The organism is Microbacterium sp. DMC48 (genome assembly GCF_056313825.1).
The window spans coordinates 311,002-323,679 of record NZ_JBQUZN010000003.1; the positions used below are offsets into that span (position 1 = coordinate 311,002).

At 71.6% G+C, this 12,678-nt stretch carries 12 protein-coding genes; 7 read left to right on the plus strand and 5 right to left on the minus strand.

Annotated features, from left to right (window positions below; genetic code table 11):
* Positions 1–11 precede the first annotated feature (11 nt).
* A complete protein-coding gene (locus ACT53O_RS01485; protein WP_036318355.1) occupies positions 12–251 on the plus strand; it encodes an acyl-CoA carboxylase subunit epsilon in 240 nt (79 codons plus the stop codon).
* A gap of 287 nt (positions 252–538) precedes the next feature.
* Here ACT53O_RS01485 and ACT53O_RS01490 read toward each other — a convergent pair whose 3' ends face one another.
* The 4 genes from ACT53O_RS01490 to ACT53O_RS01505 all read right to left on the minus strand — a co-directional run bounded on the left by ACT53O_RS01490 (position 539) and on the right by ACT53O_RS01505 (position 4,886).
* Positions 539–1,576 (minus strand): hypothetical protein, encoded by a 1,038-nt coding sequence (locus ACT53O_RS01490; RefSeq protein WP_476151082.1) that lies wholly within the window; start codon positions 1,574–1,576, stop codon positions 539–541.
* The gene (locus ACT53O_RS01495; RefSeq protein WP_433720576.1) at positions 1,573–2,811 is read right to left on the minus strand and encodes a sensor histidine kinase; all 1,239 of its coding nucleotides are present in this window, start codon (positions 2,809–2,811) and stop codon (positions 1,573–1,575) included. Before ACT53O_RS01495 ends, ACT53O_RS01490 begins: the two co-directional genes overlap by 4 nt.
* Positions 2,801–3,469 carry a response regulator transcription factor gene (locus ACT53O_RS01500; RefSeq protein ID WP_036318352.1) on the minus strand — a complete coding sequence of 223 codons (669 nt, stop codon included), beginning with the start codon at positions 3,467–3,469 and terminating at the stop codon, positions 2,801–2,803. Before ACT53O_RS01500 ends, ACT53O_RS01495 begins: the two co-directional genes overlap by 11 nt.
* A gap of 70 nt (positions 3,470–3,539) precedes the next feature.
* A complete protein-coding gene (locus ACT53O_RS01505) occupies positions 3,540–4,886 on the minus strand; it encodes a class I SAM-dependent RNA methyltransferase (RefSeq protein WP_476151084.1) in 1,347 nt (448 codons plus the stop codon).
* 58 nt (positions 4,887–4,944) lie between these two features.
* Here ACT53O_RS01505 and ACT53O_RS01510 point away from each other — a divergent pair, with 58 nt between their 5' ends.
* The 3 genes from ACT53O_RS01510 (at position 4,945) to ACT53O_RS01520 (ending at position 7,961) form a co-directional block, all read left to right on the plus strand.
* Positions 4,945–5,634, plus strand: a complete 690-nt coding sequence (locus ACT53O_RS01510) for a Maf family protein (RefSeq protein ID WP_135948449.1) — start codon at positions 4,945–4,947, stop codon at positions 5,632–5,634.
* A 78-nt stretch (positions 5,635–5,712) separates the two neighbouring features.
* Positions 5,713–7,509: an acetyl/propionyl/methylcrotonyl-CoA carboxylase subunit alpha gene (locus tag ACT53O_RS01515; protein ID WP_052241192.1), complete on the plus strand. Its 1,797-nt coding sequence runs from the start codon at positions 5,713–5,715 to the stop codon at positions 7,507–7,509.
* Between the two features lie 2 nt (positions 7,510–7,511).
* Positions 7,512–7,961: a hypothetical protein gene (locus ACT53O_RS01520; protein WP_135948450.1), complete on the plus strand. Its 450-nt coding sequence runs from the start codon at positions 7,512–7,514 to the stop codon at positions 7,959–7,961.
* A gap of 6 nt (positions 7,962–7,967) precedes the next feature.
* Here the strand turns inward: ACT53O_RS01520 and ACT53O_RS01525 are convergent, their stop codons facing one another.
* Entirely contained in the window at positions 7,968–9,419 is a 1,452-nt protein-coding gene (locus tag ACT53O_RS01525) for an NAD(P)H-quinone dehydrogenase (protein ID WP_476151085.1), read from the minus strand.
* Positions 9,420–9,525: 106 nt separating this feature from the next.
* On the opposite strand from ACT53O_RS01525, the gene ACT53O_RS01530 reads away from it, so the two are divergent.
* The 3 genes from ACT53O_RS01530 to ACT53O_RS01540 are packed head-to-tail and all read left to right on the plus strand — an operon-like array spanning position 9,526 to position 12,652.
* A complete protein-coding gene (locus tag ACT53O_RS01530; RefSeq protein WP_036284458.1) occupies positions 9,526–10,359 on the plus strand; it encodes a purine-nucleoside phosphorylase in 834 nt (277 codons plus the stop codon).
* Positions 10,356–12,050, plus strand: a complete 1,695-nt coding sequence (locus ACT53O_RS01535) for a phospho-sugar mutase (protein ID WP_135948451.1) — start codon at positions 10,356–10,358, stop codon at positions 12,048–12,050. Before ACT53O_RS01530 ends, ACT53O_RS01535 begins: the two co-directional genes overlap by 4 nt.
* A 35-nt stretch (positions 12,051–12,085) precedes the next feature.
* On the plus strand, positions 12,086–12,652 hold the full coding sequence (locus ACT53O_RS01540) for a GNAT family N-acetyltransferase (protein WP_036315807.1): 567 nt from the start codon (positions 12,086–12,088) through the stop codon (positions 12,650–12,652).
* Positions 12,653–12,678: the final 26 nt, after the last annotated feature.

The following is a 12,678-nucleotide window of genomic DNA, read 5'->3' on the forward strand; positions in this document are numbered from 1 at the left end:
GCACACCCGCGATGCCCGCGTCGGACGCGGATATGGCCGGTGCGGATGCCGTGCACATCGACATCCGTCGCGGAAACCCCACCGCGGAGGAGCTCGCCGCCGTGATCGCCGTGGTGACCGAGGCATACGAGCGCGAGGCTGCGGACGCCGTCGTCGAGGATGCGCCGTTGCGGTCGGCCTGGGAGGTCTCGGCGCGCGGCCTGCGTGCGCCCCTGCGGCGCGACGTGGCCTGGGGACGGTTCGCGGGCTGAACCCGCCTCCGATCGCTTGTCCCCCAAAATACCTACAGACACAGCTTTCTCCACCGGGAAGAATCGATATCGCTGGAACGCTTCTGCGTTCGGTCGGCCCGCTTCATGAGCGGAACGACCCTTCGCGAGTCGGTTTTCGGGTAACCACTCGCATGGCGAGGGGCGGGCGGCTTCGCCGCCCCTCGCCTCCTCTTCCTCGCGTCCTCTTCGTCACGTCCTCGTGGCGTTCTGCGCTCGCGGCGTCGCCGTAACCACCGGCCGGGTGGATGCAGGGCCGCGTTCAGGGCTCAGGGCCGCCGGGGAATCTCGCTCCACAGGTCGACCTCGTCTTCGCCGTCATCCGCGGCCGAGCGGCCGACGACCGTGACGGCCACGTCCTCGTGGGTCGCGGCACGCACGTAGACACGGTCGGAGTCGGCCTCGGCCAGCACTGCCGCCAGACGCGATCGCACCGCCGCTCGCTCCGCCGGCGACAGGCCGTCGAGGCCTCCTTCGTCGAGCACGGACACCGTCGTCCCCCGTTCCCGCGCCGCTGCGAGCGCCGCTCGCACCTGCGCGTCGAGCAGGGCAGAGCCGCGCAGCTCGTCGCGCAACGCTTCTTCGGCGATGCGTGCCGCGCGACGTTCATCCTCGCTCAGACGCCCCGCAGCCTCGATGGTGCGCGTGAGCACGGGCCCGGCCAGCGCGAGGGCACGCTGCACCTGCGTGCGACGTTCGCGCCGCATTCCCTCTTGAGTCGCGAGCCATTCCGAGGCCGCCCGCTGCAGAGCGGTGAGCTCCGCGGTATCGCGGGCAGCGCGATCGACGAGCCACGTCAGCAGCTGCGCGACCCCCACCCACAGCACCGCGCCGACCACGCCGAGCGCCAGGGCTGCGGCCGGACCGATCCAGAACGCCGCTTCGGCCGCGAGGACGACAACCCCGCTCCACGCGATCCACGGGCGGCGGCGCACCATCACGATCGTCAGGAGCGCACCGACCGCACCCAGGCTCCAGGTCCCGACATCCGCGCCACGCGCGTCGGGCTGGACGGCGAGCCACGTCGCGTTGGGCACCAGCACCGCGGCGGCGAGCGCGAGCACCGCAGCCCAGGCGGGCAGGACCGAGCTGCGCCCGAGGTCGCCGGTGATGGGATCGCGCCGCGTGGGCAGAGCACCCGAATTCCAGAACACGCAGATCCACGTCGTCGCCAGATACAGCGCCACCGCGCACACCAGAACGAGCGGCATCTGCGGCGCGACCGTCCAGACGAGACCGCCGATCGCGAGATACGTCGTGAAGGCGATCGCCAACGCCGACAGGGTGGCGTGCACACGGAAGTTCATCGCGAGAACTCCCAGTCCAGGACGACGTGAGTCCCGTCCGCCGCCGTGCGCACGCGCGCGCGACCGCCGACGGCCGCCATGCGCGCCACGATGGACCCACGAATTCCCAGGCGATCATCGGGGATGCTCGCCGGATCGAAGCCGGGACCGCGATCGGTCACCTGCACGCGCAGGCGCTGCCCGTCGGCTCGCAGAGCCACGCGCAGGCCTTCTCCGTGCGCATGGACGATGGCGTTGGAGACGGCCTGCGTGGCGGCCAGCACGACGGCGCGCGCGACGCGCCCGGGAACGAGCGGAGCGGCCGCGGCGATGTCGGCGGCGACGGGCACGTCCGCATCGAGATCGGCCACCACCCGGCGAAGGGCGGCCGCAATCGCCGCCACGGCGACCGGCTCGTCAGGCCCCTCGCCCGCGTCCTGGTCGGTGTTGGCCAACCGCGTCAAGGCCTCTCTCGCCATCGCGGCCGCCAGCGCCGCCTCCCGCGGGGTGTGCGCCCGCTCGGCCGCGATCAGCGCCGCCAGCACGCTGTCGTGCATGAGCGCGGCGACGGCGACCCGCTCCGTCTCGGCGGCATTGTGGGCAGCGGCGACGGCGTAGGAGGCGACGGCCTCGCTGCGCGCCTGATCGATGCCGACCGCCACACCCCGCAGCAGACGCCCGAGGGTGATCACCACCGCCGCGAGGATCGCGGCGAAGACCGCATCGCGCACGACATCGACGACGTCCGCGGGGGCGCCACCGAGTTGGGTCAGCCGGGCGATCGCGTACAGGATCGGGATGACCGCCGCCCACGCGATCTGCAGGGGAAGTCCGAAGGCCAGCACGGCCGCAGAGGTGCCCACGTTCAGCAGGTACCAGATCCAGGGCGCGCCGTCCGCGGCATCCGCGCGTGCGTGGGTGACGAGCGGCCAGCACAGCAGGACGATCGGGAAGACGACGGCGAAGATTCCTGCCGCGGTGCGAACACCGACCCCGGCGACGGATGCCGCGACCATCATCGCGAGCGGGATGAAGACGGCCAGCAGAAGCGGCAGATGCGTCGGCGGCGCCTCCTGGCGCGAGCCCAGCGCGTTGAGGAAGGCCTGCGTGCCCAGCACCGCGCACCCCAGGGCGACGACCGTGCGGATGATCCGCTCGACCCGCGCCTGCGTGAACCGCTCCGCACCCGCGGCGATGTCGCCCAGGGGACGGCGAACCGCCGGGTCGACGGCGATCGGCAGGGGCTCAGTCGTCACCGCGGGTCGCTCCGGCGTGGCCGGGCATGAGACCGTCCTCCATCGCACGGCGGAGCAGATCGACCTTCGTGGGGGCGGGACGACCGACCTCGACGTACTTCGTGCGCACGCGCGTGATGTTCTCCTTCGCCGTGGAATAGGCGATGCCGAGCCGGTCGGCGACCGCCTTCAACGGCAGGCCGGCGGCATACAGTCGCAGCACGTCGCGCTCGCGGTTGGACAGCTGTGCATCGGCGAAAGCGCGGTCGCCGTCGACGGCACTGGCCCATTCGACGTTGTCCAGGGCTTCGCCGCGCGCCACCGTGCGGATGGCGGCGATGACGTCGTCGATGCGCGAGGCCTTGCTGATCACGCCGGCCGCTCCGGCCGCCAGAGCCTCGCGGACGGCGGCGGGGCGATCGGCGACACTGTGGATGAGCACCGGCGAGCCGTCGGCGACGATGCTGCTGACGTTCTCGGTGACGGTGGTGCCGTCGCCGAGCGTGAGGTCGAGCACCACGATGTCGACCGGCGCCGCCCCCGACCGCTGACGCCACTCCAGGTAGGCGCGCACGCTGCTGCCCGAGAAGACGACCTCCTTGGTCACGGCTCGCGCGCACGCCGCCTCGAGCCCGAGGCGCACGGACTCGTGGTCATCGATGAGGGCGACGCGGGTCATGACGTCAGCCTAACGACGACGCGAGAACGCCCACATCCGACGAAGGAGTGAGGTTCGTGCGCTTGCCGCGTCACGGCTCGCGCTGCAGCAGCGCCACGGCTTCCACGTGATGAGAGTGCGGGAAGAGGTCGAACGCTCCGATGCGGCGAACGCCATAGCCGCGCTCACGGAACGCGCCGATGTCGCGAGCGAGGGCCACCGGATCGCACGCCACATAGACGACGGATGCCGGGGCGAGCGCCGCAACCGCGTCGACGACCTCACGCCCTGCCCCCGCCCGCGGCGGATCGAGCAGAGTGACCCCGCGACCGAGGCGACCGCGCTCGACGGCGCCCGCCTGAGCGTGCAGGCGCGCGAGGAAACGATCGGCGCGAGAGGTCTCCGCGCGCGCTCCCACCCACGCGGCGAGATTCTCCCCGGCGTGCTCGGTCGCGCGCGGATCGGACTCGACCGTGGTGACGCGCGTGGCGGGGCCACCGAGCGTGCCGATCGTCGCGGCGAACAGCCCCACCCCGCCGTAGAGGTCGAGGTGCTGCGCCTCGGGATCGACGCCGCCGGCGGCCGTGAGCGCATCGACGACGGCGCCGGTCAGGGTGTGTGCGGCGAGGCGGTGCACCTGCCAGAACCCCCCGGCATCCAGCTGGAAGGAGCGCCCGTCGACCTGTTCGGTGATGATCTCGTGCGCCGCGGCATCCACGCCCGCGCGTTGCGGCGCGCCGCGCCGCGGGCCGCTGCCACGACGGCCCGATCCGGCCCGCCCGGCGGCGACGGCGTCGGGGCGCGGCACGATGCGCACCCGCCCGTCGGCGGGCTGCACCAGATCGATCCGCCCCGGGGGTGCCGACAGCGTGCGCGCCGCACGCTGGATCTCGGCCGTCGCGAGCGGGAGCTCGTCCACCTCGATCACCCGGTGGCTGCGTGCCGCGTGCGGGCCCACCCGACCGTCGCCGTCGACGTGGAGGCTGACACGGGTGCGCCACCCGGTCGCGTCAGCGGACTCCTCGGCGATGACCTCTCCTCGATCCGACCGGAGAGCACGCGCGCCGCTGATCGTCGCCGACGGCTGCTCGAGACCGCCGAAGCGTCCGAGGGCGGCGCGCAGCACCTGGAGTTTCAGCTCCCGCTGGTGCCCCAGCTCGATATGGCCGAAGTCGGCCCCGCCGGGTCGCCGATCGGGGTCGATGCGGACGTCGGCGGCCGCCCAGATGTGCGGGCGTCGATGCGGCGAGGCATCGAGCACCTCGACGACGGCGCCGCGCCAGAACGAGGACTTCGCGGTCTCGGTCAACCGCACCCGGACGCGCTCGCCCGGAATCGCGTCGGAGACGAAGACGACCCGCCCCTCGTGCCGCGCGATGAACACGCCACCATGGGCCACGTCGGTGATGTCGAGATCGAGGAGGTCTCCGGGTTGCATCCTTCGATGCTGTCACGGATCCCCGACCTCGTCCGCGACGGAACGTACGCTGGACGGCATGCGCGTGTGCCTCGCCTCCACCTCCCCCGCCCGACTCATGCTCATGCGCCAGGCCGGCATCGAGCCGCTGCTGCGGGCGCCCGACGTCGACGAGGAAGCGGTCATCGACGAGATCCAGGCACGCGAGGCGCGCATCCTGCCTCCCGACGAGCACGTCCTGCTGCTCGCGCGACGCAAGGCCGCCGACGTCGCGGCATCCCTCGTGAACGACATCCCCGACTTCGACGGCGTCGTCGTGGGCGGCGACTCGATGTTCGAGATCGACGGCGACGTGCTCGGCAAGCCGCTGCGGCCCGAGGTCGCCACGGCACGGTGGGAGCAGATGCGCGGCCGGACGGGTGTGCTGCACTCGGGCCACAGCGTCATCCGCGTCCGGCCCGGGATGCCGCCGCGAGAGGAGCACGCCGTCGCCGCCGCCGCCGTCACCTTCGTCTCCGACGTCTCGGATGCCGAGATCGCCGCCTACGTCGCAACCGGCGAACCGTTGCAGGTGGCCGGAGCCTTCACGGTCGACAGCCTGGGCGGGCCGTTCATCGAGCGCGTCGACGGCGACCCGTCGACCGTGGTCGGCATGTCCCTGTCGACGGTGCGCCGACTGTGCAAGGCGCTCGGCGTCGTCTGGACCGATCTGTGGACGTCGTCCCCCTCCCACCGTGACGGCACGCAGAAGGAGGACGCGACTTCGTAGGCTCTCGCACACGAATCGCCGACGATCTTGTGCGGGTGATCCAAAGGAGCACGCTCTTGCGTGGGTAGGCTGGCATCCATGCCACGCTCACTGGACCTGACGTCCCCGCGCCCGCAGATCACAAAAGTGCTCGTCGCGAACCGGGGAGAGATCGCGGTCCGAGTGATCCGCGCCGCTCGCGACTCGGGGAAGGCGTCGGTCGCGGTCTACGCCGACCAGGACCGCGACGCCATGCACGCCAAGCTCGCCGACGAGGCGTACGCGCTCGAGGGCGCCACCAGCGCCGACACGTACCTGTCGATCGAGAAGATCCTCTCGGTCGCCCGGCGCTCCGGCGCCGATGCGGTGCACCCCGGCTACGGCTTCCTCGCGGAGAACGCGGAGTTCGCCCGCGCCGTCACCGCCGCCGGCATGATCTGGATCGGCCCTTCGCCCGAGGCGATCGAAGCTCTCGGCGACAAGGTCACGGCCCGCCACGTCGCCGAGAAGGTGGGAGCTCCGCTCGCTCCCGGGACGCCCGGGCCGGTCGCGGGCGCCGATGAGGTCGTCGCCTTCGCCGAGCAGGTCGGTCTGCCGATCGCCATCAAGGCCGCCTACGGCGGCGGCGGACGCGGTCTCAAGGTGGCCCGCGAACTCGGCGAGGTCGCCGAGATGTTCGAATCGGCCACTCGCGAGGCGGTGGCCGCCTTCGGCCGCGGCGAGTGCTTCGTGGAGAAGTACCTCGACAAGCCGCGCCACGTCGAGACGCAGTGCCTCGCGGATGCCGAGGGCAACGTCGTCGTCGTCTCGACGCGCGACTGCTCGCTGCAGCGACGCCACCAGAAGCTGGTCGAAGAGGCGCCGGCGCCGTTCCTGACCGCGGCGCAGAAGGAGACGCTGTACGCGTCGTCGAAGGCGATCCTCCGCGAGGTCGGCTACGTCGGGGCGGGCACGTGCGAGTTCCTCATCGGCGCCGACGGCACCATCTCCTTCCTCGAGGTGAACACGCGGCTGCAGGTCGAGCACCCCGTCTCCGAGGAGGTCACGGGCATCGACCTGGTGCGCGAGCAGTTCCGCCTGGCCGAGGGGGGCACCCTCGACTACGACGACCCCGAGCCGCTCGGGCACTCGATCGAGTTCCGCATCAACGGCGAAGACCCGGGTCGCGGCTTCCTCCCCCAGCCCGGACGCATCCACCAGTTCAAGACGTTCGGCGGCCCCGGCATCCGTCTGGACTCCGGCGTCACCGCCGGCGACAGCGTCTCCGGCGCGTTCGACTCGCTGCTGGGCAAGCTCATCGTCACCGGACGTGATCGCGCCGAGGCCCTGGAGCGCTCGCGGCGCGCACTCGACGAGTTCGAGGTCGCAGGCATGCCCACCGTCCTGCCCTTCCACCGCAAGGTCGTGCGCGACCCCGCGTTCACGGCGGAGGACGGCCACTTCGGCGTCTTCACGCGCTGGATCGAGACCGAGTTCGTCAACGACATCGCGCCGTGGGACGGCGAGGCCGAGGCCCCGGCCGAGGCGGAGCCGCGCCACACGGTGGTCGTCGAGGTGTCGGGCAAGCGCCTCGAGGTGAGCCTGCCGGACCGCATCGCCCTGGCCCCGGCCAAGATCGGTCGCCCGGTCGTGGCGCCGCCCTCGCGCCGCTCCCACACGGCCTCCTCGGTCAGTGGTGCGTCCGGCGACGCTGTCACGTCTCCAATGCAGGCGACGGTCGTCAAGGTCGCGGTCGAAGAAGGGCAGTCGGTCGTCAAGGGCGATCTGGTGGTCGTCCTGGAGGCCATGAAGATGGAGCAGCCGATCCCGGCGCACAAGGACGGTGTCGTGGGCGCGATCAACGCCGACCCCGGCACCACCGTGTCCGCGGGCCACCAGCTACTCACGATCTCCTGATCATGCGCCCGGCCCGCTCACGTCCGATCCGCGCGGCGGGAGCGGCCTGTCTGGTCGCCCTCGCCCTCGCCGGCTGCAGCACCGGTCCGTCGGATGCCGACCGCGCCGCGTGGAGCGCATGGTCGACCTCGATCGTCGGCGCGGCGTCGGACACCGCCGCATCCGGCCCGATCACGGCCGCGGCTGCGGGCGGCGTGACCCTCCAGTTCTCCCCTGCGACAGCATTCCGCGCGGTGGAACTGCGCTGCATCGGCGCCGCCCGCGCCGAGTTCGCGCTCAGCTACGTCGCGGGAAGCTCGACCGTCGGAACGCAGCAGGACATCGTCTGCCAGGGCGGTGCGCTCCGCACCCCCATCGCCATTCCCACCGCGATGCAGAACCTCACGTCGTTCACCGTGACGGCCACCTCGTCGGACGGCGAGGGCGTCTGGACCGCGCAGCTGCAGCGCTAGCGCCGCTCAGCCGAAGAAGTCGTCGTCGCGGTTGACGAGGTGCATGGCGCGGGTCGCGTCCGTGATCGACGCGCTGAGCGAGGGGAAGACGGCGAACACGCGCGAGACCTGATCGACCGTCAGCCGCCGCTCGACGGCGATGGCGATCGGGTAGATGAGCTCGGAGGCCCGCGGGGCCACGATGACGCCGCCGATGACGGTGCCGCTGCCTTCGCGCGCGATGATCTTGACGAACCCGTCGGTGATGCCCATCATCTTCGCGCGGGCGTTCGCCGCCAGCGGCAGCTTGTAGACGTAGCCGTTGATGGCCCCCGTCTCGAGGTCCTTCTCCTGACGACCGACGGTCGCGATCTCGGGCGCCGTGAAGATGTTCGCGGTGATGCGGCGACGCTCCAGCGGGATGACGGTGTCGCCGAGCGCGTGGAAGATCGCGGTGCGTCCCTGCATGGAGGCCACCGAGGCCAAGGGAACGAATGTCGTGCAGTCGCCGGCCGCGTAGATGTTCGGCACCGATGTGCGCGCGACACGGTTGACGCGGATGTGACCGGACGGCGTCAGCTGCACCCCGGCATCCTCGAGGCCGATGCCGGCGGTGTTCGGGATCGAGCCGACGGCGAGCAGGCAGTGGCTGCCTTCGACGGTGCGACCGTCGGAGAGCGAGACGACCACGCCGTCGGCGGTGTGTTCGACCGCGTCGGCACGGGAGGTGGACAGCACCGTCATTCCGCCGCGGGTGAAGACCTTCTCGAGAACCGCGGCGGCGTCGGCGTCCTCACCCGGCAGCACCTGGTCGCGACTGGAGATCAGCGTGACCTTCGCCCCCAGGTTCATGTAGGCGGAGGCGAACTCGGCACCGGTGACCCCGGAGCCCACGACGATGAGGTGCTCGGGAAGCGCCTTCATGTCGTACAGCTGCGTCCACGTGAGGATCCGCTCTCCGTCCGGGCGCGCGGTGGGAAGCTCGCGCGGCGACGCGCCGACGGCGACGACCAGGGTGTCGGCCTCGACACGATCGAAATCGGTGCCGCCGGGGCCGGTGGCCACGACGATTGCGTGATGGCCGTCCAGACGCCCGTGCCCCGAGATGATGCGCACCCCGGCATCGACCAGCTGCGCGCGCATGTCATCGGACTGCTGCCGAGCCAGCGAGAGCAGGCGCTTGTTGACGGCGGCGAGGTTGATCGCGACCTCGGGCTTGAGCGCGACGCCGCTCTCCCCCTTTGCGAAGAACTGCACGCCGAGGTCGGAGGCCTCCGAGATGGCGACAGCGGCGTCGGCGGTGGCGATGAGGCTCTTGGAGGGGACGACGTCGGTGATGACGGCCGCCCCGCCCACCCCCGCGCGCTCGACGAGGGTGACGTCCGCACCGAGCTGCGCGGCGGCGAGCGCCGCCTCGTACCCACCGGGACCGCCCCCGAGGACGGCGACCGACTGGGTGTTGACGAAGCTCGAGGACATTGCTCCATTCTCTCAGGCCCCCGGCGTCGTCCCGTGCCGCTGCGATGACGGCGATCGGCGCACGAGGCGAGTGGCCCGCCGGAGCCGCGGTTCCTAGAGTGGGAACATGTCCGACATGAACACCAACCCGCTCGACGACCCTTCTGCCGACCCGTTCGAGGTGGCCGCGCGCGCCGCCGGCGACATCGCACGCCTCACCGGCGTCGAACGGCACGACATCGCGCTCACGCTCGGCAGCGGTTGGGGCAAGGCGGCCGACCTCGTCGGCGAGACGACCGCGACGATTCCCGCGACCGATGTCACCGGCTTCAGCGCGCCCGCACTGGCCGGCCATGTCGGATCGATCCGCAGCATCGTCACCCCCGAGGGAAAGCGCGTGCTCGTGATCGGCGCCCGCACGCACTACTACGAGGGACACGGCGTCCGCCGGGTCGTCCACAGCGTCCGCACGGCCGCCGCGACCGGAGCGACGACGATGGTGCTCACCAACGGAGCCGGCGGCATCAAGGAGACGTGGACGCCCGGGACGCCCGTGCTCATCAGCGACCACATCAACCTGACGGCCGACTCGCCGCTGGAGGGGGCGACGTTCATCGACCTCACCGATCTGTATTCGTCGCGCCTGCGAGAGCTCGCCCGCACGGTCGATCCGACCCTCGACGAAGGCGTGTACTGCCAGTTCCGCGGCCCGCACTACGAGACCCCCGCGGAGGTGCAGATGGCCAAGACGATCGGCGGCCACATCGTCGGCATGTCGACGGCGCTCGAGGCGATCGCCGCGCGTCAGGCCGGGATGGAGGTGCTGGGCTTCTCCCTCATCACCAACCTCGCCGCCGGCATCCAGAAGACCCCGCTCAGCCACGCCGAGGTCATCGAGGCCGGCCAGGCCGCCGAGCCCGTGATCTCCGCGCTGCTGGCTCGCGTGATCGGGCAGCTGTGAGCGGCGCGGATGCCGCGGGGACGACCGTGCTCGATGCGGCGCGCGCCTGGCTCGCGCAGGATCCCGACGAGGTCACCCGCGCGGAGCTGAGTGCCATCGTGGATGCCGCAGCGGCCGGCGACGAGGCGGCATCCGCCGACCTCGCCGATCGTTTCGGTTCCCGCCTGCAGTTCGGCACGGCGGGACTGCGAGGACGGCTGGGAGCGGGCAGCAACCGCATGAACCGGGTGCTCGTGTCTCAGGCCGCCGCGGGATTCGCCGCCTACCTGCGGGGGAAGGCGGCGCCGGGAACGACACCACTCGTGGTCATCGGCTACGACGGGCGTCGCAATTCGGACGTGTTCGCCCGCGACTCGGCGGAACTGTTCGCGGGGGCCGGCCTGCGGGCGGTGCTGCTTCCCCGGATGCTCCCCACTCCGGTGCTGGCCTTCGCGGTGCGCCACCTCGGCGCCGCCGCGGGCGTCATGGTGACGGCGTCGCACAACCCGCCGGACGACAACGGCTACAAGGTGTACCTCGGCGGCGCCGACCACGGCTCACAGATCGTCTCCCCCGCCGACGCCGAGATCGCGGCGCACATCGACCGGATCGCGGCGACCTCGGCGGTCCCCGACCTGGCTCGCGCCGAGTACGAGGTCGCGGACGAGTCCGTCATCACCGCCTACGTCGCCGCCACCGCGGCCGTCGCCCCCGCCACCGCGGGTGCGGCCGGCATGAACTGGGTGTACACGGCCATGCACGGTGTCGGTTCCGAGACCCTGCACGCGATCCTCGAACTCGCGGGCTATCCCCGACCCACCGTCGTGGAGGCGCAGATCGCGCCCGACGGGCGCTTTCCGACCGTCGCCTTCCCCAATCCGGAGGAGCCGGGGGCCATGGACCTCGCGTTCGAGACGGCTCGCGCCGTCGGCGCCGAGTTCGTGATCGCCAACGATCCCGATGCCGATCGCCTGGCCGTCGCCCTGCCCGACGAGACCGCGCCTGGGGGCTGGCGCCGCCTGACCGGGAACGAGATCGGGCTGCTGCTCGGGTGGCGTGCCGCGGCCCGCGCCGTCGAACGGGGTGAGACGGGATCGCTGGCCTGCTCGCTGGTGTCGTCCCCCGGCCTGCAGAGCGTCGCGGAGCACTACGGTCTCGACTTCCACGCGACGCTGACGGGCTTCAAGTGGATCTCGCGCGCGCCCGGCATCCTCTACGGTTTCGAAGAGGCCCTCGGATACCTGGTCAACCCCGAGACGGTACGCGACAAAGACGGCATCTCCGCCGCGGTGGCGATTCTCGGCATGATCGCCGAGGCCCGCGAGCGCGGCGAGAGCCTCGCCGACCTGCTGCGGGGCTTCCAGGAGACCTTCGGCTTCTTCGCGTCGGGGCAGGTGTCGCTGCGCGTCGACGATCTGTCGATGATCGGGCGCATCATGTCGGCGCTTCGCCAGGCTCCGCCTGCTCGGGTGGGCGATGTCGCGGTGACCGGCATCGACGACCTGCTGACGGGCACCGGCGGCGTGCCGGCCAGCGACGTGCTGCGGCTGTGGCTGGAGGACGGGTCGCGCCTGATCGTGCGACCGAGCGGCACCGAGCCCAAGCTTAAGGCCTACCTGGATGTGCGCGGCACATCGGCGGACGATGCACAGGAGCGGCTCGCCGCTCTGGATGCCGGCACGCGGGCGCTGATCGCCGCGGCGCAGGGGTGAGTGCGGCGGTGGGTCGACCCGGGGAGGTTCAGCGCATGCTGCTGACCGAGCCGGTCGTCCTCGAGAACGAGCGTGTCCGACTCGAACCGCTGCGGGCCGATCACGCGGCCGAGCTCCAGCGTGCCCGCGAGGGGCTGGAATACGCCTGGTACACCTCCGTTCCCTCGGACGCGAGCGCGGACATCACCCACCGGCTCGCCGAACGCGACAGCGGACGCATGAACCCGTTCGCGGTGGTGGTCGACGGCGTGGCGGTGGGGATGACGACGTTCTGCACCATCGATCTCGACAGTCCGCGGGTGGAGATCGGCTACACCTGGTTGTCGCCGACAGTGCAGCGCACCGGCGTGAACACGGCCGCCAAGCTCCTGCTCCTGCAGCACGCGTTCGAGGCGTGCCACGTGATCGCCGTGCAGTTGTGCACGCACTGGCACAACCGTCAGTCGCGGGCCGCGATCGAGCGCCTCGGCGCGAAGCAGGACGGCGTGCTGCGCAATCATCGAGTGGGTCCCGACGGCACCCTGCGCGACACCGTGATCTACTCGATCCTCCCGCACGAGTGGCCGACGGTGAAGCGGGGCCTTCAGGCTCGCCTGCGCTGAGCGTCGACGACGGGCGACGCGGCTTG

What these genes read in the sequence shown, in the direction of transcription:
- ACT53O_RS01515 (WP_052241192.1), top strand. Translation starts at nt 5,713, where the DNA reads ATGCCACGCTCACTGGACCTGACGTCCCCGCGCCCGCAGATCACAAAA.
- ACT53O_RS01510 (WP_135948449.1), top strand. Translation starts at nt 4,945, where the DNA reads ATGCGCGTGTGCCTCGCCTCCACCTCCCCCGCCCGACTCATGCTCATG.
- ACT53O_RS01520 (WP_135948450.1), top strand. Translation starts at nt 7,512, where the DNA reads ATGCGCCCGGCCCGCTCACGTCCGATCCGCGCGGCGGGAGCGGCCTGT.
- ACT53O_RS01500 (WP_036318352.1), bottom strand. Translation starts at nt 3,469, where the DNA reads ATGACCCGCGTCGCCCTCATCGATGACCACGAGTCCGTGCGCCTCGGG.
- ACT53O_RS01540 (WP_036315807.1), top strand. Translation starts at nt 12,086, where the DNA reads ATGCTGCTGACCGAGCCGGTCGTCCTCGAGAACGAGCGTGTCCGACTC.
- ACT53O_RS01485 (WP_036318355.1), top strand. Translation starts at nt 12, where the DNA reads ATGCCCGCGTCGGACGCGGATATGGCCGGTGCGGATGCCGTGCACATC.
- ACT53O_RS01505 (WP_476151084.1), bottom strand. Translation starts at nt 4,886, where the DNA reads ATGCAACCCGGAGACCTCCTCGATCTCGACATCACCGACGTGGCCCAT.
- ACT53O_RS01490 (WP_476151082.1), bottom strand. Translation starts at nt 1,576, where the DNA reads ATGAACTTCCGTGTGCACGCCACCCTGTCGGCGTTGGCGATCGCCTTC.
- ACT53O_RS01525 (WP_476151085.1), bottom strand. Translation starts at nt 9,419, where the DNA reads ATGTCCTCGAGCTTCGTCAACACCCAGTCGGTCGCCGTCCTCGGGGGC.
- ACT53O_RS01530 (WP_036284458.1), top strand. Translation starts at nt 9,526, where the DNA reads ATGTCCGACATGAACACCAACCCGCTCGACGACCCTTCTGCCGACCCG.